The following is a 20,712-nucleotide window of genomic DNA, read 5'->3' as shown; positions in this document are numbered from 1 at the left end:
GGCGGAGGCCGTTGGCTGCCCGTACAATGGCCGCATGAGCGAATACACCATCCTGATCGCCGATGACCACCCGCTGCTGCGTTCGGCGGTGGTGCAGTCATTGCGGCAGAACCTGCCGCTGGTGCAGGTGCGCGAGGTTGCCAGCGCTGAAGCGCTGGCTGAGGCACTCGACGCGCACCCGGATGTGGACCTGGTGCTGCTCGACCTGACCATGCCCGGCGCACACGGTTTTTCCGCGCTGCTGCACGTGCGCGGCTCGCATCCGGACATACCGGTGGTCATCCTCTCGTCCAACGACCACCCGCGTGTGATCCGCCGCGCGCAGCAGTTCGGCGCGGCCGGTTTCATCCCGAAGTCGGCGCCGGCCGAGACCATCGGCGAGGCGGTGCAGGCCGTGCTTGATGGGGGCCTGTGGTTCCCGGCGATGGCCGCCGAGCGTTCGGAGGCCGATGCGCTGCTGGCCAGCCGCCTGGCGCAGCTGACCCCGCAGCAGTTCCGCGTGCTGCTGTGCCTGGCCGATGGCCTGCTCAACAAGCAGATTGCTTACACGCTGGGTCTGGCGGAAAACACGGTGAAGGTGCATGTCACCGCGATCCTGAAGAAGCTCGAATGCCACAGCCGCACGCAGGCCGCAGTGCTGGTGAAGGCGCTGGAGCCTGAGGGCGACGCCGGCACCGGGTTGTAGTTTCCAACCAACGGCGCAGCCCCTCGTGGGTGGTGCCTGGTTGGTCACCGAGAGCCGGATTGCTGAGGGCTGGCCGGGTGGGTGGGTAGTGCGGGGACGCCGTAAACCCATCCATGGGGGCTTGGCCGCGGCATCCATGCCGCGGACACCCCGCACTACCCACCCACCCGGCCGCTGACAGTTCATGGTGTTCTCCCACCCACGGAGAAGAAAAAGAAGATCAAAAGCGGGTCGCGCGCTGCGCTTTCTCGTGTAGAGCGGAGCCGATGCTCGGCTTCGCGGACCCGCCCAAAGCAGCCGAGCGTGGGCTCGGCTCTACAAAAAAAAGCGGCCCACCCACGGCTTTTGCTTTCCACGACCAACCAGACACCACCCACGAGGGGCTGCGCCGTTGGCTGGAATCACCCGCGATGCCGCACCAGCAACTGACTCATCAGCGCCCGCAGCGCCGGCGGCTTCACCGGCTTGGCCATCATTCCCCAGCCACGTTCGGCGGCCATCTCACGCAATCCCGCATCGCGTTCGGCGGTGACCAGCACCACCGGCGGACGGGCCTGCCACAGCTCTGCCAATGTCTCGTACAGCACCGGTCCATGGTGGTCGCCCATGCGTACATCCAGCAGCACCAGCTCCGGCACTGTTCCGGCGGTGGCCAGCTGCAGCGCGGCCTGCGGGCCGTCGGCCAGCACCACCTCGCAGCCCCAGCGCTCCAGCAACGCGCGGCTGGCTGCACACACGTGCGGGTCGTCGTCGATCACCCACACCCGGCACCCGCGCAGGGGATTGTCCGCAGCAGGCTCCTGCACCAGCACCGGAGGTGGTGCATTGGCTGGAATCGCGCTGGCCTCGCCGAATGGCACGCCCACCGCGAACACGCTGCCCTGGCCCAGCTGCGAGCGCAGCCGGATCGGATGGCCGAGCAGGCGGCCGATACGGTCGACGATCGCCAGGCCGAGGCCGGCACCGCGTTGCTGGCCATCATGCAGGCGGCGGAATTCCTCGAAGATCTCGCCCTGCAACGCGTCCGGAATACCAGGACCCTGGTCGTGCACTTCGATCCACAGCAGCCCTTCGCGGCGTCGGCAGCCCAGCAGCACGCGGCCGCGCTCGCTGTAGCGCAGTGCATTGGACAGGAAATTCTGCAGGATGCGGCGCAGCAGTGCCTCATCGCTGACCACTACGGCATTGGTATCGATCCAGTCGACCACCAGCCCACGCGACTGTGCGGCGATGCCGAATTCGCGTGCGAGCGTCTGCAGCAGCGGCCCGAGCCGGAAGGCCTGTACACGGGTCGGCAGGCTGCCCGATTCCAGCCGGGCGATATCCAGCAGGCTGTTGAGGATCGCATCCTGCGCGGCCAGTGCAGCGTCGATGTGGTCGCTGGTCTGCTGCTGCACCGGGTCACTCAGCTTGCCGCGCAGCACCGAAACGAACATGCGTGCGGCATTGAGCGGTTGCAGCAGGTCGTGCACGGCCGAGGCGACGAAGCGGGTCTTGTAGCGGTTGGCCTGTTCGGCCTCGCGGCGTGCTTCGTCCAGGTCACGGGTGCGCTCGGCAATCCGATGTTCCAGTGCATCGGCCAGCGAGCGCAGTTCGCGCGCGGCATTCTTGTAGCTGGTGATGTCGGCGTAGCTGGTGACGAAGCCGCCGTCAGGCAGCGGATTGCCGCGGATTTCCAGCACCGTGCCGTCATCCTTCTCGCTCTCGCGCATGTGCGGGCGGCCACTGCGCAGGTGGTTCAGGCGGCGCTCGATGGCCTCGTCGACCGGGCCGGGACCGAGCAGGCCACGGCGGGCGTTGAAGCGGAACAGCTCTTCGATCGGCCGGCCCACGCGTACCAGGTCCAGCGGGAAGCGGAACAGTTCCAGATAGCGCGAATTCCAGGCAACCAGGCGCAACTCGCGATCGATCACCACCACGCCCTGCGGCAGGTGTTCGAGGCTGCGGCTGAGTCCGCTGTCGGCGTCGGTGGCCGCCTGCAGCAGGCCATCCTGTGCGGTGCGCAGTTCCTGTGCGTGCTGCTTGAGCAGGGTTTCCAGTTCGCGGCGGCTGCGCAGTCGATGCTTGGCCAGGCGCCGCCGCTGCTGCACGAACAGCACCAGGAAGCCCAGTGCCAGCCACGCTGCGCCACCGGTCAGGGCCGCGGCTCGCCCGGCTGCAGTGGCGGCACTGGCATCGTGCAGCAGGTGCAGGTTCCAGTTCTCGGCTGGCAGCGGCAGGCTCTGCCACAGCATCGGCTGCGGCAGTACAGGATCCAGCAGGCGCACCATGCGGCCACCGTCGGCCAGCACGTCTTCAGTGCGTGCGCGCAGTGGCTGCAGGGCACGGTCGGCGTACTGGCGCGCATCCAGCATCTCGCGGCGCTCATCGGCGCCCAGCGGGCGCAGCAGCCTGTAGCGCCAGCTGTCACGGTTGGCCAGGAACACCACGTCGTGGTCGTCACTGGCCAGCACCACGTCCGGGCTGCTCAGCCATTCCTGTTCCAGTGCGGACAGCTCGACCTTGATCACCACTACGCCCAGTCGCTTGCCGTCTTCCTCGATGGCCTGCGACAGGTAGTAGCCGGGCACGCCGGTGGTCATGCCGATCCCGTAGAAGCGGCCACGGCCCTGGGCCAGTGCCTGGCGGTAGTAGGGGCGGTAGCTGTAGTTCTCGCCGACGTTGGTGGTCGGCTGGTCCCAGTTGCTCGCCGCCACGGCCACGCCATCGTGACCGACCAGAGTCAGGGTGGAAGCGCGGGTGACTTCATTGGCACGTTGCAGCTTGAGGTTCAGCCGCTGCCGTTCGGTGGGCGAGGGTGGCACGCGTAGTGCGTGCAGAAGATCCGGATCGAGCGCCAGCACCTGCGGCAACGTGCCGAATCGGTCGATACGCTGCTGCAGCCCCTGGCCGTAAAGCTGAAGCTGGCGTTGCACCTGGCTGCTCTCGTCGCCGAGGGCGCGTCGCCAGGCGTAGTGGCCGGCGGCGACGGCGCACAGCACGGTGCCGCCGACCATGACCAGCAGGGTGAGCAACAGCATCCGGTGGCGGCTGAGCCAGTACATGGCGGCAGTCTACGCAGGGCCGGCGGGCGTGACGTGCACGCCCGCCGGGGTCTGACGTGGAAGGGGTCAGAAGTGCATCTGCGCGCGCAGTTCGAAGATCTCCGGCGTGCTGTGCACGCCACGACGGCTGGCGTCGACCTTCACGTAGTTGGCCTGGAACTTGAAATGGCTGGTCAGGTACCAGTTCGCGCCCAGGGTCAGGTCGTGCTAGCGGCCGCCGAGGATGCTGCCGTCGTCGAGGTCGAGGCGGCTGTAGCGGGCCACCAGTTCCACCGCGCCGTAGTCGTGGGCCGGCTTGATGTTGGCCACCGCACCGGCGTTGTACGGGCGCGATTCGCCGGTCAGCACCCAGCTGGCCATCGCGTACTGGCCGCTGCCGGTGTAGTCGGGCTTGCCGTCATTGCGGGTGACCGTGGCGCGCAGGGCTTCGGCCTGCAGCGAGAATGGGCCGCGGATCCAGATGCCTTCCAGGCCGGTGCGCCGGATCTGGTCGGCGGTGACCAGCGCGCCGGAATCGACGAAGCGGATATCGGTCAGGCCGGCTTCCGGGCGGGCACGCAGGCGTGCGCTGGCTTCGTGGTGGACGTCGCGGCCATCGCTGTAACCACGCGGATTTTCCTGCGAATAGGCCAGCCCCAGGTGGATTACGTCACCAGGTGCCTTCACCGGGGTCCACACCGCACGCACCGCCTGGGTGGTGCCGGGGTTGTCACCCTGCAGGTCCTTGCCGCCATAGGCGCCGGCCTGCAACAGGTACTGCGGGCGTTCCAGCACCCATTCCACGCCGGTACGACGGCCTGCGTAGAAGGCCTGCACGGGCAGCGCGGTTTCCAGGAAGCTGCCGGCGCGCGAGGAGGTATTCGCATCCAGGCCGACCGGGGTCTTCATGTAGCCGAAGCGGAAGCGGCCGATGTCGCGGCCGAAGAAGGCCTTGCTCTCGAAGCGCACGAATACGTCCAGCCAGGTGTCGGCCTGGAAGTCGTAGTAGACCATCGCGTCGTAGACGCCCTTCTTCTTCAGCGTTGCACCGAATTCCTTGCGGCGCACGGCATCGTCATCCTCAAGGCCGCTGCCCGAGGAGAAATCGTTGTAGTCGTAGGCGATGTTGGCGGTGGCCGCCAGCTCGGTGCCGTCGCCGAAGGCGTACTTGGTCGGCCAGTTGTCGAAATCGGCAGCCGAAGCGAAGGCGGGAAGGGCGGCCAGCGACAAGGCCAGCAAGGTGGGAATCGGGCGCATGTTGTGTGCGGCTCTCTCAGATTGCGTGTGGACAGGACAACAACGGCCGCAAGGGCCGGAACTTTCGCAATGACGCGCCCGGCCGTTCAGCTCGGGCCACCGGCCTCCCCGTGATCGGGCGGTGCGGCGCCAGTGTAGGCACCGCTGCCACCTGAACCGGGGGGCTAGTACCAATAGGTTATCTGCGCCGGCGTGCCCGGCGCGTACAAAGGCGTCCATTGGTCGCACCCCCTGCGCGTGCAGCACAGGGCCTGCGAGCAGTTTCCACGGTAACGGTTCCCGTGCAGTGCTGGGGCCGTACGTGCCTGAAAACGCCCCTTCCGGAGTCCGCCATGCACATCCCGACCGCAGCCCCGGCGCCTGCAAAGCCGTTGCCGATCTATCGCCAGCTGTACTTCCAGGTGATCGTGGCGATCGTCCTGGGCGCCATCCTCGGCCACTACGAACCGCTGGTTGGCGAGAAGATGAAGCCGCTCGGCGATGCCTTCATCAATCTGGTGAAGATGATCATCGCGCCGGTGATCTTCCTGACCATCGTCACCGGCATCGCCAGCATGACCCACCTGCGCACGGTGGGCCGCGTATTCGCCAAGGCGATGGCGTACTTCCTGTTCTTCTCCACGCTGGCGCTGATCGTCGGCATGATCGTGGCGCATGTGGTGCAGCCGGGCGCCGGCATGAACATCAACCCGGCCGAGCTCGACCAGACCGCGGTGCACAGCTACGTCGAGAAGTCGCACGACCTGACCCTGGTCGGCTTCCTGATGGACATCATTCCGAAGACGCTGGTGAGCGCCTTCGTCGATGGCAACATCCTGCAGGTGCTGTTCATCGCGGTGCTGTTTGGCATCGCCCTGGCATCGGTGGGCGAGAAAGGCAAGCCGATCCTGAGCTTCCTGGAGGCGCTGGTCGCCCCGGTGTTCAAGCTGGTGCACATCCTGATGAAGGCCGCGCCGATCGGTGCCTTCGGTGCGATTGCCTTCACCATTGGCAAGTACGGCGTCGGTTCGCTGGTCAACCTGGCCTGGCTGGTCGGCTCGTTCTACCTCACCGCGTTCCTGTTCGTAGCGGTGATCCTGGGCGTGGTCTGCCGCCTGTGCGGGTTCTCGGTGTTCAAGCTGGCGCGCTACCTGAAGGCCGAACTGCTGCTGGTGCTGGGCACGTCCTCGTCGGAGTCGGCGCTGCCGTCGCTGATGGAGAAGATGGAACGCGCCGGCTGCAGCAAGTCGGTGGTCGGCCTGGTGGTTCCCACCGGCTACTCGTTCAACCTGGACGGCACCAACATCTACATGACCCTGGCCGCGCTGTTCATCGCCCAGGCCACCAATACCGAACTGACCCTGGGCCACCAGATCGCCCTGCTGCTGGTCGCCATGCTCAGCTCCAAGGGCGCAGCAGGTGTCACCGGTGCCGGCTTCATCACCCTGGCCGCTACGCTGGCGGTGGTGCCGGAAGTGCCGGTGGCCGGCATGGCACTGATCCTCGGCGTGGATCGCTTCATGAGCGAGTGCCGCTCGCTGACCAACTTCATCGGCAACGCCGTGGCCACCGTGGTGGTCTCGCGCTGGGAAGGCGCGCTGGACCGCAACCGCCTGCAGCTGGCGCTGGACGGCCGCGAGAGCGAGCTGCCGCCGCCGATCGACGCGGTGCCCGAGGCACTGCCGGCCAAGGGCTGATCCAGGTGTGTGGTACTGCGGGGCCGATCACGACAGTGGTACGGCCCCGCAGCGTTTCAAGGCGTCCCATGGCTGTCATGGCCAGCGCCGAAGCTGTCCCTTCAGGCCGTCGCATACGCCCCGGAATTGTGCGGTCGCAGCATGACTGCGACAGGGTAGCGACAGGTCCGAGCGCTCCAACGGGGGTATGATCCCCTGTCCCTTCTGCCCATTCATGTAACCCACATCGATGTCCAACGAAGATTTCAAACAGGCCGCCCTCGATTACCACCGGATGTCCCCGCCGGGCAAGATCAAGGTTTCCGCTACCAAGCCCATGCTGACCCAGCGCGACCTGTCGCTGGCGTATTCGCCGGGCGTGGCATATGCCTGTGAAGCGATCAAGGCCGACCCGCAGCAGGCCAGCGAGCTGACCGCGCGCGGCAACCTGGTGGCGGTGATCTCCAACGGCACCGCGGTGCTGGGCCTGGGCAACATCGGCGCACTGGCCGGCAAGCCGGTGATGGAAGGCAAGGGCGTGCTGTTCCAGAAGTTCGCCGGCATCGATGTGTTCGACATCGAAGTGGATGAAACCGACCCGGACAAGCTGGTCGACATCATCGCCTCGCTGGAACCGACCTTCGGCGGCATCAACCTGGAAGACATCAAGGCACCGGAGTGCTTCATCGTCGAGCGCAAGCTGCGCGAGCGCATGAAGATCCCGGTGTTCCATGACGACCAGCACGGCACGGCGATCATCGTCGGTGCGGCGGTGCTCAACGCCATGGCGATCACCGGCAAGAAGATCGAGGAAGTGAAGCTGGCGACCACGGGCATGGGCGCGGCCGGCATTTCCTGTGTGAACATGCTGGTACAGCTGGGCCTGAAGCCGGAAAACATCCTGGCCTTCGACCGCGAGGGCGTGATCCACACCGGCCGTACCGATCTGGACCCGGAAAAGCAGCGTTATGCGCGCGACACCGACAAGCGCACCCTGGCCGAGATCGTCGCCGGTGCGGACATCTTCCTGGGCCTGTCGGCGCCGGGCATCCTGACCGCCGACATGGTCAAGACGATGGCGCCGGATCCGGTGATCTTCGCGCTGGCCAACCCGACCCCGGAAATCATGCCGGAACTGGCGCGCGCGGCGCGCCCGGACGCGATCATCGGTACCGGCCGTTCGGACTACCCGAACCAGGTCAACAACGTGCTGTGCTTCCCGTACCTGTTCCGTGGTGCGCTGGACGTGGGCGCGACCGCGATCAACGAGGAAATGAAGATCGCCTGCGTGCGCGCGATCGCCGCGCTGGCGCGTCGTGCGGCCACCGACATGGGTTCGGCCTATGGCGGCGAGACCCCGAGCTTCGGCCGCGAATACCTGATTCCGCGCCCGTTCGACCGCCGCCTGCTGGTGGAGCTGTCGGCTGCGGTGGCCCAGGCTGCGATGGATTCGGGCGTGGCCGCCCGTCCGATCGCCGACATGGGCGCCTACCGCGACAAGCTGGCCCAGTTCGTCTACCGCACCAGCCTGATGATGAAGCCGGTCTACGACCGCGCACGCAGTGACAAGCAGCGCGTGGTCTACGCCGAAGGCGAAGAGGAGGTGGTGCTGCAGGCGGTGCAGAACGTGGTCGATGACGGCCTGGCGCATCCGATCCTGATCGGTCGCCCGGAAGTGATCGAGTCGCGCATCGAGCGTCTGGGCCTGCGCTTGAAGATCGGCGAGAACATTGAAGTCACCAACATCAATGACGACCCGCGCTTCAACGAGTACTGGCAGTACTACCACGGCCTGACCGGCCGTCGTGGCGTGACCGTGGCCGCGGCGAAGAACCTGATGCGTTCGCGTCCGACCCTGATCGCGGCGGTGATGGTGGCCCGTGGTGAGGCCGACGCGATGCTGACCGGCATCGTCGGCCGTTTCCACAAGAAGCTGGGTTACGTGCGCAGCGTGCTGCCGCTGGAGCCGAAGGTCACCTCGACCTCGGCGATGACCGGCGTGATCAACCAGCAGGGCGTGTTCTTCTTCGTCGATACGCACGTGCAGGAAGACCCGACTGCCGAGCAGCTGTGCGAAGCGACCCTGCAGGCCGCCTACCGCATGAAGCTGTTCGGCGTGGAACCGAAGGTGGCGCTGCTGTCGCACTCCAACTTCGGCAGCCACGACTCGAAGGATGCGCTGAAGATGCGCCAGGTGCGCGAGCTGCTGCTCAAGCGCAACCCGCGTCTGAACGTGGATGGCGAGATGCAGGGCGACACCGCATGGGATGAAGCGCTGCGCCAGAAACTGCTGCCGGGTTCGACCCTGCAGGGCCGTGCCAACCTGTTCGTGTTGCCGAACCTGGAAGCGGCCAACATCGCCTACAACCTGGTGCGCGTGTTCACCGACGGCGTGGCGATCGGCCCGATCCTGATGGGCGTGAACAAGCCGGTGCACATCCTGACCACCAGCGCGACCTCGCGCCGGATCCTGAACATGACCGCGATTGCCGCGGTCGATGCGCAGATCCGCAAGCAGCTGGAAGCGGAAAAGAAGGCGTAAGCCTTCTTTCCGATTCCGGCTGCAGAAGCGCCCCCCCCGGGGCGCGTTTCTGTTTCCGCAAAGCGGAAACGGGTAGTGCCGGCCGCTGGCCGGCAACCCCAATGAAGTCCAGGTACGACGACAGCCGGCCAGCGGCCGGCTCTACCGCCCGCCGGCCTGTGCCACACGCGCTACGCAACCCGGTCATTACCCTGCAACGCCACTACGGTCCAATACGCCCACGTGGCCCGGCCGCGGGAAGGGACCGGACCGGCCTTCCTGCCCTGGGCCCGACCAACTTTCCATTGGCGAGGGTGCCATGCGCAATCGAGTGACGCGTCGTTATTTCCGGCAGCTGTTCGCGCTGTACGCCGGCTTCGTGCAGTCGCGCTGAGGCGTTGGCCGGCCACGATGTAGCGACCACGAGGGTTGTGAGATCGGGTAGCGCCGGGCCATGCCTGGCGAGCGCGCAGCGCGGCGCTCTGCATTCCGCCGGGCATGGCCCGGCGCTATCCGTCAGCGCTTGCCGCGGCGTGTTGGCGGCGGCGGCGGCGCATCCGAGCGCGGCTTGGCGTACTGCGCCCATAGTGCCGGCAACAGCTTGCCGGTCTGCTTCTGCCACAGCGCAGGCGTGTAGCGGCCATCGCGCAGGGCTTTGTCCAGCGCCAGCACCAGGCCCGGATGCTCGGCCTCGGCCCACTTCAGGAAGGCGCCGGTGACCCGGTAGCCGCTGTCGAAGTTTTGCCCCTTTTCGACCTTGCCGGGCAGCGTCCAGCCGGCGGCCGCGTTGTCCATGCCGTAGCGATCACGCGCATAGTCGGCAATGCCTTCCACCAGCCAGCCCGGCACCCGCGCATCACCGTAGCCGGGATAGCCCTGCACGATGTGCATCGCTTCGTGGGTGACCAGGTCAATGTCGTTGGGATGCTGTGCCAGCCAGCCCGGATTGATGGTGATGGTCGCCGCCTGGTCCTTGTCGCCGACGAAGGCGATGCCGGTGTAGGCAGGATCGATCACGATGCGGACAATCGATGGCGCCGCCGGACGGAAGTCCGCGCGCTCACGCAGGTAGGCGAAGTAGAACGTGTCGATCAGGCGCTTGCGCTGCGGCGCGGCCAGGGCGCCACGGGCGTCCTGGTAGTTCAGCGTCACGCCATCGCGGGTCAGCTGCGTATCGAACGCCTGGGTCTGGCCGAAGCTGGAGAAGGACAGGGCAACAAGGGCCAGGGGCAGCAGACGGTAGCGCATAGGGCTCATTGTACGGTGCTGGCTGCCAACAGTTCGATCTCTGCCAGCGGCAGTCGGCCCGGTGCCAGCAGGCGCAGGCGGTACTCGCTGTAGCGGCCAGGCTTGGCGATGCGGAACGGACGGGTCTGGCGGGCGGATTCGAAGTCTTCGCCGCTGCGCTGGTCCAGCACGGCCCAGCTGCCATTGCCGTTGCGTGCCTCCAGCGCCCATTCGCCGCCACGGATGCTGCCGTCGCCACTGGTCAACGTGTACATCGTCGGGGTGCCGTCGGTCAGGCCGGTCAGCGCGATGGTTGCGCCACCGCCCAGGCCCACCGTGGTGGTGGCATCGTCATCAACCAGCGCGGGCAGGGCACGGCCATCGGCCAACGTCGCCTTGGCGCCGCTGCCGAGCAGGTCGTGCAGCAGCTGCGGGCGCTGGCCGCGTGCGGTCAGCGAGCGCGGCACGTCATCCACGCCGCTGCCCCAGCGCGACGGCTGTGGTCCCATCACGAAGTCCAGCGTCGCACCCTTGGCGATCACGTCGTGCGGCACCCAGGTCTTCGTCCACGGCGTGCCGTTGATCTTCAGCGACTGCACATAGACGTTCTCGCGCGAGTTGTTGGCCGCGTTCACGGTCAGCACCGCGCCGCCCTGCAGCTCCACCCGTGCGTGCTGGAATGCAGGCGAGCCGATCACGTACTCCGGCGCGCCCATGCGCAGCGGGTACAGGCCCAGCGAGGCCAGCACATACCATGCCGAAGTCTCGCCGTTGTCCTCGTCTCCCGGATAGCCCTGACCGATCTCGCTGCCGACATACAGCCGCGACAGGATCTCGCGCACATGCTGCTGGGTCTTCCACGGCTGCCCGGCATACAGGTACATCCATGGAATGTGGTGCGCCGGCTGGTTGCTGTGCGCGTACATGCCCATGCGCACGTCGCGCGCTTCGGTCATCTCGTGGATGGTGCCACCGTAGGAGCCGGCCAGTGCCGGATCGGCGGTTTCCGGGGTGGCGAAGAACGCATCGAGCTTGGCGGCCAGCCTGTCGCGGCCACCGTACAGCGCCGCCAGGCCTTCGCCATCGTGCGCGGCGGTGAAGGCGAACGTCCAGCCATTGGATTCGGTGTAATCGTGGCCCCACACCCGCGGGTCGTAGTGCTTGGGGTCCACCCGCCAGCGGCCATCGGCCCTGCGGCCCTGGAAGAAGCCCACGGCCGGGTCGAACATCGTCGCGTAGCTGGCGGCGCGATGACGGAAGTAGTCGGCCTCGGTGCCGTAGCGCTCGCGTGCGACGGGCGTGGTCGCGCGCTTGGCCAGCGTCTCGGCCATGTTGGCGATGCCGAAATCGTTGAGGGCACCTTCCATCGTCCACGACATGCCTTCGTGCACGTCGGCGCTGGCGTAGCCACGGAAGGTCGAGCGCTCCATGCCCTTGCGCCCGACATGACGGTCCGGCGGTACCACCGTCGCGTTCTTCAGCGCGGCGGCGTAGGCCTCGGCCGGGTCAAAGCCACCGATGCCCTTCAGCCATGCATCGGCGAAGGCCACATCGGAGCTGGTGCCGACCATCAGGTCGGCGTAGCCCGGCGACGACCAGCGTGCGATCCAGCCGCCGGCACGGTACTGCTCGATGAAACCCTGCACCAGCTGCCCGGCATCCTCCGGAGTAAACAGCGCATAGGCCGGCCAGGTGGTGCGGAAGGTGTCCCAGAAGCCGTTGTTGACGAACACCTTGCCATCGCGCACGGCGGCAAAGCTGCGGGTCGCGCTGCCGTCGGTATTGTCGTCGCTGGCGCTGGCCTGGTTGGCGTAGCGCCAGTCCGGCGCCGCCGCGCTGCCCACGTTCTCGTGGCCGGAGTTGGGGTACAGGTAGAGCCGGTACAGGCTGGAATACAGCGTGGTCTTCTGGTCGTCGCTGGCATCGCCGATATCGAAGCGGGCCAGGCGTGCGTCCCATGCGTCCTGGGCGCGCCCGGCCACGCTTTCCAGCGTGTCGGTTGTGGCGATTTCCAGCGCGAGGTTGTGCCGCGCCTGTTCCACCGACATCAACGAGGTGGCGATGCGCATGGTCACCCGACGCTCGCTACCGGTGTCGAACGTGATGTAGCCCGTGGGGCGGCCGGTAGCGAGACGGCCGCTGCTGCGCCAGGGCTTGTCGAAGCTCGCTACCACGTACATGCGGCTGGCGCCGTTGGACAGGCCGCTGCGTGTATCGGTGTAGCCGGACAGCGTCTGCGTCGCAGCGTCCAGGGTCAGGCCGCCACGTGCATCGACATTGTCGAACAGCAGGTTGGCATTGCCGTCTGCGGGGAAGTCGAAGCGGAACAATGCGGCATGGTCGGTCGGTGCGATCGAGGCCGCGATGCCATTGTCGAAGCGCACGTCGTAGCGGTACGGGCGTGCACTTTCATGAGCGCGGTCGAACGACAGTGCGCGCTTGCGGCGGTCTGCCTCCGGCACACCACGGCTGGCCGAGGGCATCACCTGGAAGGTCTGGCGGTCGCCCATCCACGGGCTGGGCTGGTGGCTCAACGCAAGCGCCTGCAGCTGCGGCCGGTTCTGCGCGTCGTTCTGCTCGTTCCAGCGGTACAGCCAGTTAAGCGCACCGGCATCGGTCACCGGGGTCCAGAAGTTGAACCCGTGCGGCACAGCGGTGGCCGGGAAATTGTTGCCGCGCGAGAATGTGCCGTTGGCCTGGGTGCCACGGGTGGTCAGCACCCAGTCGGAGACGCGCTGCGGTTGCTGGCGTGGCTGCGCGTCGAGGCGCACATCGTCGATCCAGCCGGAGACCGGTGCACCGTCGGCACTGGCTACTTCCAGTTCGATCGCCACCACGCGGCGGCCCTTCAGCGTGGCCACGTCGCCCAGCCGCACCGCCTTGCGCGCCCACTGCTGCGGATACAGCGTCTTCGAATCGCCCTGCGCGCGCGCACCGATGGCCACGCCATGCTGGTCACGCGCGGCGCTGGCGGAAACGCGGCTGCCGTCGTCCAGCAGCAGGTCCAGCGACACATAGGTCGAGGCCACGGTGTCCTTGCCGACGATCTCCGGCAGTACCAGCCACGACAGGGTGGTATCGGCCTCGATGGTCATGTCCGCCTTGAACAGCTCGCGCCGCGCGCTACCGCCTTCGCTGCTGTAGCGCAGTGCATGCAGGCCGCTGTAGCCGGCGTTGCGCTTGGCGGTGTAGGGCGCGGCGGGGCCGTTGCCGATCGTCACCTGCGGCGCACCTGCTGCCTGCACTGGCGCCGGTTCGCCGGGTTCGAAGGAGGTCTGCAGCCCCTGTGCCAGTGCCGGCATCGCAGTGGTCGCACAGGCCAGGGCCAGGGCGAGCGGAAGCAGGGCGCGGCGCGGATCGGACAGGGTCATGCAAGGGTCTCCCGGAGGGGCGGGCGGCAGGCAGAACCCGCATCGGCGGACACCACGGGCAGCATCGCTCCGTCCGCCAGGCTGGCAGTGGTAGAGGCGATGCCGGTCCGGTGGGGGCGGGCCATGCGATCGGGTCGGATTGGGCAGGTCGGGTTACGACCTGGCCCGATCCTGCAACAGCCATCGCGGCCTGACAAGTGCCATTTAGTTCGATCCAAATGCGGAAAATATCGCTGTCGGACGATTTCCAGTGCCAACCAGGCGGATCGATCGGCGAAATCCCTGGGGCGGCGCCCTTCGATGCCCAGCGCAAAGACGCATGGAATGACCGCGGCGTGCGCAAAGACCTGTTGCGGCGCAATGTCGGGGCAGCCCGGATGCTAGAATCGCAGGCCTCGCAACCCGTTCATCGACATCCGCCATGAGCCATACCGCCACCGCGCCCGCCAACGCCGAAAAGCGCTACACCGTGCACCGCAGCGATCTTCCGCTGAGCTGCCCGACGCCGGAAATGGCGCTGTGGAACTCGCATCCGCGCGTGTACCTGCCGATTGAAGACGAGCCCAACGGCGAAGCGAAGTGCGCGTACTGCGGCTCCGTGTTCGTGCTGGCCGACTAAGCAGGCCTTCGATCGATGCGCCGATTGACCGTGGTGCAGTTGCTGCCGGCGCTGCACTCCGGCGGTGTCGAGCGCTCGACCCTTGAAATTGCAGCGGCGCTGGTGGCTGCCGGCCATCGCGCGCTGGTGGTGTCCGCTGGCGGTCGCCTGGTACAGCCGTTGCTCGATAGTGGTGCCGAGCACCTCACCCTCGATATCGGCCGCAAGTCGCTGCTGACCCTGCGTCACCTGCCGACCCTGCGTCGCCTGTTCACCGAGGTCGGGGCGGATATCGTGCATGCCCGTTCGCGGCTGCCGGCCTGGCTGGGTCTGTACGCGATCCGTGCGATGCCCGCCGCACAGCGCCCACATTGGGTGACTACCGTGCACGGCCTGAATTCGCCCAGTCGCTACAGCGCGGTGATGGCCAGCGGAGAACGCGTGATCTGCGTGTCCAACACCGTGCGCGACTATGTGCAGCGGCACTATCCGACGGTTCCCGAAGCGAGGCTGAAGGTGATTCCGCGCGGCGTCGATGTCGGCCAGTTCCCGCGCGTGGCGCGTGCCGATCGCCGTCTGCGGCTGGCGCTGGCCGCGGATTACCCGTGGCTGACGCAGGTTGAAGGGCCGCTGCTGCTGCTGCCAGGGCGGGGTACCCGCCTGAAGGGCCACGCACACGCGCTGCAGCTGCTGGCTGACGTGCGCGCCACCGGTGTGCCGGCACAGCTGTGGATGCTGGGCACTGATGAACCCGGCCGCGAAGCCTACGTTGCTGATCTGCGCAGGCAGGCGGTGGCGCTGGGGATCGCCGATGCGGTGCAGATCAGCACGCCGACCGCGCGCATCGCCCAGGCCTATGCCGCCAGCGACCTGGTGCTGCAGCTGTCGGACAAGCCCGAAGCGTTCGGCCGCACCGTGGTCGAGGCGTTGTCGGTCGGTCGCCCGGTACTGGGCTGGGACCATGGCGGCGTCGGCGAACTACTGCGTCAGCTGCAGCCCAGCGGCGCGGTGCCGCTTGGTGATGCGCGCGCACTGGGTGAACGCGCGCTGGCCCTGCTGGCGCAGCCGCCGTCCTTGCCGACCCGCATCCCGTTTACCCTGCAGGCCATGCAGCGCGATACCCTCCGCCTCTATGCCGACCTCGCCGGCTGATCCTGCCGTCATCGTGCGCGACGACCGCGCCGGGCGCTGGGCGCCCTGGTGGGTGCTGGCGTACGTGGCGATGTGGCCGTTGCCGGGCATCGCCGAAACCGTGCTCGGACTTGGCGCGTTGTATGCTGCCGCGCGCATGGTCATGCGTCGGCTGCAGCGCCGCCCGCACCTGTTGAGCACGGCGGCGTGGGCGCTGACCTCGATCCTGTTCCTCGGCTATTGGCTGCCGCAGGCGTTCTCCGCGTTCGATGCCATCGATCCGGCGGCGTCGTGGACCAAGGCCGCCGCCGGCCTGCGCTATCTGCCCTTCATGTGGCTGGTGGCAATTGCTGTGGCCACGCCGGAACGGCGGCGGCTGACCTTCGGCGGGCTGGCGCTGATCACCGCTGCCTGGACGCTGGATGCGCTGGTGCAGGCCGCCGCCGGTACCAGCCCGTGGTTCTGGTCGCTGGAACACCTGAAGCTGGCCGTGAGCGGCCATGCACTGTGCCCGGCCGACGAGGCCGCGCTGGCCGACCGCCTCAGTGGCGCACTGGGTCCGTGCAACCTGAAGTTCGGGCAGGTGCTGGCCAGCCTGTCGCCGTTCCTGCTGCTGCCAGTGGCGCGCCGCTTCGGCAACCTGGGCTGGGTGCTGGCAGCGGTGGCACTGGGCTGCGTGCTGCTGCTGGCCGGCTCGCGCGCGTCATGGATCACTTTCGCGCTGGTGCTGGCCTACAGCGGCGTGCGCCAGTTCGGTTGGAAGCGGTTGGCGGTGCTGGCCCTGGTCGCTGTTCTCGGAGCAGGAGCGCTGGCCGCCAGCGTGCCGCAGCTGCGCGATCGCATGGCACGCACAGCGATGGCCTGGGACGATGGCGGACAAGGCGTTGATGAAGCGCTGTCGGGTCGCGCCCGGATATGGGAAGCCGCTGCATGCATGATCGAGGCGCATCCGGTCAATGGCGTTGGCGCACGTGGCTTCCGCGATGCCTATCCGGACTGCGTGGCTGAGGAGGGCCCTGCGGTGTGGGGCAATGCTCCGGCCTTGCATGCACACCAGATCGTGCTGGAAATCCTTGCTGAAACCGGCGTGCTCGGCCTGCTACTGTGGTTGGCCGCGGTCGCCCAGGCCTGGCGTGCGTGGCGTTTCGCGCCCGCCGCCGCCCGCGAGCGAGCGCGCCCGGCAATGCTGGCGCTGGCGGTCACGGTGTTTCCGCTCAACACCCACCTCGCGTTCTATTCCGCGTTCTGGGGTGGCCTGACGGTGCTGCTGGCCGCATTGTTCGCCGGCAGCCTGCTGGCACGCGAATCGGATGAATCTCCGCCGAGCCAGTAGTTGCCAACCTTGGTTGGCTCCTCGGGACCGGACTCGGTTCATCGGTGTCAACCAAGGTTGGCGACTACCATGAGCACGCCGGCCATTCCACCGCATCCGGTTATTTGTAGAAATCGCTCCGCCCACCGGGCTGGCGCTTGAAACGGCGGTGGATCCACAGGTACTGGTCGGGCGCCTCGCGCACCATCGCTTCGATGGCCTGGTTGACCCGCGTGGTATCGGCTTCCACGTCTTCGCTGGGGAAATTCTCCAGCGGCGCGCCGATCTTCAGGAAATACTTCCCGCCTTCGCGGCGGTGGAAGTACGGGATCACCGCACAGCCGGTCATCCGTGCCAGCTGGTGGGTGGCAGTGATGGTCGACGCGGTGTGGCCGAAGAACGGCACGAACACGGTGTCCTTGCCGCGCATGTCCTGGTCCGGCGCGTACCAGAGGAAGCCGCCCTTCTTCAGGTGGCGCACCGTGGCACGGATGTCTTCGTTGGCGTACATCGCCTTGGCGTAGCGCAGGCGGCCGAACTTCACCGCCCACTCGTACACCGGGTTCTTGTGCTTGCGGTACATGCCCGACAGGTCAACGTAGTCGCACAGCAGGCGGCCACACATCTCCAGGGTCATGAAGTGGCCGGAGACCAGCAGTACGCCGCGACCCTCGGCCTGCATCTGCCGCAGATGTTCCAGACCCTCGATCTGCACCTGCGGGCGGATGCGGTCGATGCTGCCCCACCAGGCGCGGATGCACTCGAACACGCCCACGCCCAGTGCATCGAAGCTGTCGCGGACCAGGCGCTGGCGCCAGGCTTCGTCCCTCTCGGGGAAGCACAGCTGCAGGTTGACCTCGGCGGCGCGGCGACGGCTGCCAAGCAGGCGCCAGCTGATCCAGCCGACGCCACGGCCCAGCGCACGCTGCAGCATCCACGGCAGGCGGGCGATGGCGAAAGCGCCGAACATGACGGCGAACATCGGCCAGTTGCGGGGATCGCGCAGCGACGGGCGGACGGCGGTGGAGGCATCGGACATTCCCCATTCTACCAACCCGGCCGCGTGTCTTTCCCGGGGGGCTCCCGTATCCTTGCCGCATGCGTAAAGACCCTGTCGAATGGATCCTGCGCGGCCTGTATTCAGCCGTGCTCTACATCCTGCTGCCGATCACGGTGTACCACCTGGTCTGGCGGGGTTTCCGGGTCCGTGAATACTTCCGGCGCTGGGACGAACGCTACGCGTCCTACCCGCAGCCCAGCGGACAGCCGCGGGTTTGGCTGCACGCGGTGTCGGTGGGTGAGGTCAACGCCGCCGCCCCGTTGGTGAACGCCCTGCGCCAGCAGCGCCCGGACATCCGCTGGGTCATCACCACCATCACTCCGACAGGCTCGGAGCGCGTGCGCGCGCTGTGGGGCGATGCGCTGGACCATGTCTACCTGCCGTACGACGTGCCGGGCAGCGTCAACCGCTTTCTTGGCCATTTCCAGCCCAGCCTGGCGCTGATCCTGGAAACCGAACTGTGGCCGAACATGCTGTTCGGCTGCCGCGACCGCCGCATCCCGGTCTATATCCTCAATGCCCGCCTGTCGGCGCGTTCGTTGCGAGGCTACCGTTTGCTGGCCGCACTGATCCGCCGCGCGCTGCGCACCGTCACCTGCGTTGCCGCACAGTCGCAGGATGATGCCGAGCGCTTCGTGCAGCTGGGCGCCGTGCCGGAACAGGTGCAGGCGCTGGGCAATCTGAAGTTCGATATCGCCACGCCGGAGGTACAGGGCTTTGTCGAACAGTTCCATGCACGCGTGCCGGCCGGGCGCCCGGTGTGGATCGCGGCCAGTACCCATGACGGCGAAGAACAAGCGGTGGTCGATCTGCATCGACGCCTGCGCCAGCAGCACCCCGGCCTGCTGCTGTTGTGGGCGCCGCGTCACCCCGAGCGTTTCCCCAAAGTGGAAGCCCTGGCCCGCGAACAGGGCTGGAACGTGGCGACCCGTCGCGCGAAGCAGTGGCCCGAGGCCGATACCGATGTGTTCGTCATCGATACCCTGGGCGAGCTGATGCCGTTCTACGCCTGCGCACAGGTTGCGTTCGTCGGTGGCAGCCTGCAGCCGATCGGCGGCCACAACCTGTTGGAACCGGCAGCGATGGGTACGGCGACGGTGACCGGTCCGCACCTGCATAACTTCGCCGAGATCTCGCGACGCATGCGTGAGGCCGGTGCATTGCTGATCGGCGAGGATGTGCAGGCGGTTGGCGATCTGCTGCAGCATCTGCTCGACAGCGTGCAGGCGCGCGAAGAGATGGCGCGTGCCGGGTGCACGTTGGTCAGCAATGGTCGCGGCGCGTTGCAGCGCACGCTGGAGCTGGTTGCGCCGCACCTGCCGCCGCCTCGCCGATAGGCAAGGGGCAGTTTCTCTGCCCGCAGCCGGGCTGTCGTGAACGCCTGCATCAATTCTGCTTAGCGGTTGGATTCCTGTCGCCGCCGGACCGGTTGTGTAGAAGACAGCGTGCGTGCGATCACATCGCGGCATAGACCGCACGGAATCTGATACCGCCCCTTGGCGCGGGCTGCCAGCCTGCGGTCGCCCGCATCTGGGCGGATATCAAGAGGACTTGCGATGGATGGCGGCAGCAGCAGGGATGGCGTCGGCGGACTGCATCCCGGGAAGGAACATCTGGCGGTGGTTGCGTTGACGCTGCTGCTGGGAGGAAACGTGGTGGCGCGGGTCGGCCAGTACACCGCTGCCCAGACCGGTCCAGCGATCGTGCTCAGTCTGCTTCTGGCCGCATTGGCTGCCGGACTTGTGCTGTGTTGCCTGCAGGTAGTGCGCCAGCAACGGCCAGGCGCGGATGGCCTGCACGGGCTGCTGGTTGCAAGTTGGGGCAGGGGCCTCGCCGGCCTGCTGGGCGCCGTATTGCTGCTGGAGCTGGTGGCGACGGCCGCAGGCGTCGCGCAGTCCGCCGCCCTGCATCTACATGCGGTGCTGGCCAGCCGAGGCATCAGCACGGACAGCTGGCTGCCGGGCCCGTTGCTGGCGGCTGCCGGTGCGCTGTCGTTGGGAATGTTCGCGGTGTTGCCGCCGCGGCGTGCAGCACTGCTGGTCTGCGCGCTGCTGACGGTGAAGATCGGTATTGGTGTGCTGCTGCTGGCGCTGGCGGCGCGGCATGTGCACTACGCTTATTGGATTCCCTGGTTGCCAGAGGCAACCGCGCCCTATCACTTCGGGCTGGGTGGCGTGCTTGCCGCGAGCGTGTCGTTGCTGGGCGTGTTTGCCAGCGTCGGGCTGGCGCTGGGCTTTCCCGGCCTGCGCCTTCGAACGGTATCGCAGCAGTCCAGGGTGCTGGCGGTGATGGTGCTGCTGGCCATGCTGCTGTTGATGCTGCTGGCCGCGCTGCAGGCTGGGCTGGTCGCGTTCCCGGCACTGGACAGCACGCGTCCGTTGTCGGTGGCACTGCAAGGCCATCCGGAACTGCAGTGGCTGCTGCCGCTGCTGCCTTTCGCCGGCATGACCGGATTGGCGGCGCTGCTACTGGTGCTGGTGTTGCTGGCCGCACATCTGGCAATGGGGATGTGGTCAGTGGCATGGGAAGAGGAACGCGGGCCCAGGAAAACGCTGGCGACCGTGGTCGTCGTTCTGCTCTCGGCCTTGCTGGCGCTATGGGTGCCGATCGGGTGGCTGCCGGTGCTGCCTGGCCCGGTGGCCTTGCTGGTGACGGCAGCGCTGTGCCTGGGAGCGTTGCGCACGCGGCACCGCATCGAGGTGTCGCGCGGCTCGCGATGGTCGGCGACGATGCCGGTGCTGGCGCCCTTGGCGGCGGCACTATGCCTGTTGTCGGCGGTGCTGCAGCTGCGCGCATGGCCCGGCTGATGCCGGTAGTTCCGCGTCATGCGTGGATGCGTGTGCATGCGGCGTCCACAAAAAAGCCACCCTCG

Annotated in this window: 12 protein-coding genes and 1 pseudogene; 8 read left to right on the top strand and 5 right to left on the bottom strand. The window is 67.3% G+C overall.

Annotation, left to right across the window (positions count from 1 at the left end):
• The first annotated feature begins 34 nt into the window (after positions 1 to 34).
• A complete protein-coding gene (locus ACZK2G_RS18095; RefSeq protein WP_046987163.1) occupies positions 35 to 685 on the top strand; it encodes a response regulator in 651 nt (216 codons plus the stop codon).
• Positions 686 to 1,086: 401 nt separating this feature from the next.
• Here ACZK2G_RS18095 and ACZK2G_RS18090 read toward each other — a convergent pair whose 3' ends face one another.
• Together ACZK2G_RS18090 and ACZK2G_RS18085 are read right to left on the bottom strand one after the other, a co-directional pair.
• Positions 1,087 to 3,729 carry a hybrid sensor histidine kinase/response regulator gene (locus ACZK2G_RS18090; protein WP_478474033.1) on the bottom strand — a complete coding sequence of 881 codons (2,643 nt, stop codon included), beginning with the start codon at positions 3,727 to 3,729 and terminating at the stop codon, positions 1,087 to 1,089.
• A gap of 66 nt (positions 3,730 to 3,795) precedes the next feature.
• Positions 3,796 to 4,965 (bottom strand): annotated as a pseudogene (locus ACZK2G_RS18085) (OprO/OprP family phosphate-selective porin).
• Positions 4,966 to 5,297: 332 nt separating this feature from the next.
• Here ACZK2G_RS18085 and ACZK2G_RS18080 point away from each other — a divergent pair.
• Both ACZK2G_RS18080 and ACZK2G_RS18075 read left to right on the top strand, forming a co-directional pair.
• A complete protein-coding gene (locus ACZK2G_RS18080) occupies positions 5,298 to 6,641 on the top strand; it encodes a dicarboxylate/amino acid:cation symporter (protein WP_253078774.1) in 1,344 nt (447 codons plus the stop codon).
• A 229-nt stretch (positions 6,642 to 6,870) separates the two neighbouring features.
• A complete protein-coding gene (locus tag ACZK2G_RS18075; protein WP_136638946.1) occupies positions 6,871 to 9,162 on the top strand; it encodes an NADP-dependent malic enzyme in 2,292 nt (763 codons plus the stop codon).
• A 495-nt stretch (positions 9,163 to 9,657) separates the two neighbouring features.
• On the opposite strand, the gene ACZK2G_RS18070 is transcribed toward ACZK2G_RS18075, so the two are convergent.
• Together ACZK2G_RS18070 and ACZK2G_RS18065 are read right to left on the bottom strand one after the other, a co-directional pair.
• Positions 9,658 to 10,398, bottom strand: a complete 741-nt coding sequence (locus tag ACZK2G_RS18070) for a basic secretory protein-like protein (protein WP_478474031.1) — start codon at positions 10,396 to 10,398, stop codon at positions 9,658 to 9,660.
• Entirely contained in the window at positions 10,395 to 13,739 is a 3,345-nt protein-coding gene (locus ACZK2G_RS18065) for a GH92 family glycosyl hydrolase (protein WP_478474029.1), read from the bottom strand. Before ACZK2G_RS18065 ends, ACZK2G_RS18070 begins: the two co-directional genes overlap by 4 nt.
• Before the next feature lie 421 nt (positions 13,740 to 14,160).
• On the opposite strand from ACZK2G_RS18065, the gene ACZK2G_RS18060 reads away from it, so the two are divergent.
• Genes ACZK2G_RS18060 through ACZK2G_RS18050 form a run of 3 tightly spaced genes read left to right on the top strand, consistent with a single transcriptional unit; the run spans position 14,161 to position 16,801 of the window.
• On the top strand, positions 14,161 to 14,358 hold the full coding sequence (locus ACZK2G_RS18060; protein ID WP_012512052.1) for a zinc-finger domain-containing protein: 198 nt from the start codon (positions 14,161 to 14,163) through the stop codon (positions 14,356 to 14,358).
• 15 nt (positions 14,359 to 14,373) lie between these two features.
• Complete coding sequence (locus ACZK2G_RS18055) at positions 14,374 to 15,489, top strand: glycosyltransferase (RefSeq protein WP_478474027.1); 1,116 nt, start codon at positions 14,374 to 14,376, stop codon at positions 15,487 to 15,489.
• The gene (locus tag ACZK2G_RS18050) at positions 15,470 to 16,801 is read left to right on the top strand and encodes an O-antigen ligase family protein (RefSeq protein WP_046985257.1); all 1,332 of its coding nucleotides are present in this window, start codon (positions 15,470 to 15,472) and stop codon (positions 16,799 to 16,801) included. The genes ACZK2G_RS18055 and ACZK2G_RS18050 overlap by 20 nt, the downstream gene beginning before the upstream one ends.
• 100 nt (positions 16,802 to 16,901) lie before the next feature.
• On the opposite strand, the gene ACZK2G_RS18045 is transcribed toward ACZK2G_RS18050, so the two are convergent.
• Positions 16,902 to 17,819 (bottom strand): LpxL/LpxP family Kdo(2)-lipid IV(A) lauroyl/palmitoleoyl acyltransferase, encoded by a 918-nt coding sequence (locus tag ACZK2G_RS18045; protein ID WP_136638942.1) that lies wholly within the window; start codon positions 17,817 to 17,819, stop codon positions 16,902 to 16,904.
• 59 nt (positions 17,820 to 17,878) lie between these two features.
• Between ACZK2G_RS18045 and waaA the strand changes: the two genes are divergently transcribed.
• On the top strand, positions 17,879 to 19,177 hold the full coding sequence (gene waaA / locus ACZK2G_RS18040) for a lipid IV(A) 3-deoxy-D-manno-octulosonic acid transferase (protein ID WP_046985259.1): 1,299 nt from the start codon (positions 17,879 to 17,881) through the stop codon (positions 19,175 to 19,177).
• A 219-nt stretch (positions 19,178 to 19,396) separates the two neighbouring features.
• Positions 19,397 to 20,647: an amino acid transporter gene (locus ACZK2G_RS18035; protein WP_478474026.1), complete on the top strand. Its 1,251-nt coding sequence runs from the start codon at positions 19,397 to 19,399 to the stop codon at positions 20,645 to 20,647.
• Positions 20,648 to 20,712: the final 65 nt, after the last annotated feature.

This window comes from Stenotrophomonas sp. 107298_Sma (assembly GCF_056480345.1).
This window is presented reverse-complemented; position numbering and strand designations above follow the sequence as displayed.

What these genes read in the sequence shown, in the direction of transcription:
- ACZK2G_RS18060 (WP_012512052.1), top strand. Translation starts at nt 14,161, where the DNA reads ATGAGCCATACCGCCACCGCGCCCGCCAACGCCGAAAAGCGCTACACC.
- ACZK2G_RS18035 (WP_478474026.1), top strand. Translation starts at nt 19,397, where the DNA reads ATGGATGGCGGCAGCAGCAGGGATGGCGTCGGCGGACTGCATCCCGGG.
- waaA (WP_046985259.1), top strand. Translation starts at nt 17,879, where the DNA reads ATGCGTAAAGACCCTGTCGAATGGATCCTGCGCGGCCTGTATTCAGCC.
- ACZK2G_RS18055 (WP_478474027.1), top strand. Translation starts at nt 14,374, where the DNA reads ATGCGCCGATTGACCGTGGTGCAGTTGCTGCCGGCGCTGCACTCCGGC.
- ACZK2G_RS18065 (WP_478474029.1), bottom strand. Translation starts at nt 13,739, where the DNA reads ATGACCCTGTCCGATCCGCGCCGCGCCCTGCTTCCGCTCGCCCTGGCC.
- ACZK2G_RS18070 (WP_478474031.1), bottom strand. Translation starts at nt 10,398, where the DNA reads ATGAGCCCTATGCGCTACCGTCTGCTGCCCCTGGCCCTTGTTGCCCTG.
- ACZK2G_RS18075 (WP_136638946.1), top strand. Translation starts at nt 6,871, where the DNA reads ATGTCCAACGAAGATTTCAAACAGGCCGCCCTCGATTACCACCGGATG.
- ACZK2G_RS18080 (WP_253078774.1), top strand. Translation starts at nt 5,298, where the DNA reads ATGCACATCCCGACCGCAGCCCCGGCGCCTGCAAAGCCGTTGCCGATC.
- ACZK2G_RS18045 (WP_136638942.1), bottom strand. Translation starts at nt 17,819, where the DNA reads ATGTCCGATGCCTCCACCGCCGTCCGCCCGTCGCTGCGCGATCCCCGC.
- ACZK2G_RS18050 (WP_046985257.1), top strand. Translation starts at nt 15,470, where the DNA reads ATGCCGACCTCGCCGGCTGATCCTGCCGTCATCGTGCGCGACGACCGC.
- ACZK2G_RS18095 (WP_046987163.1), top strand. Translation starts at nt 35, where the DNA reads ATGAGCGAATACACCATCCTGATCGCCGATGACCACCCGCTGCTGCGT.
- ACZK2G_RS18090 (WP_478474033.1), bottom strand. Translation starts at nt 3,729, where the DNA reads ATGTACTGGCTCAGCCGCCACCGGATGCTGTTGCTCACCCTGCTGGTC.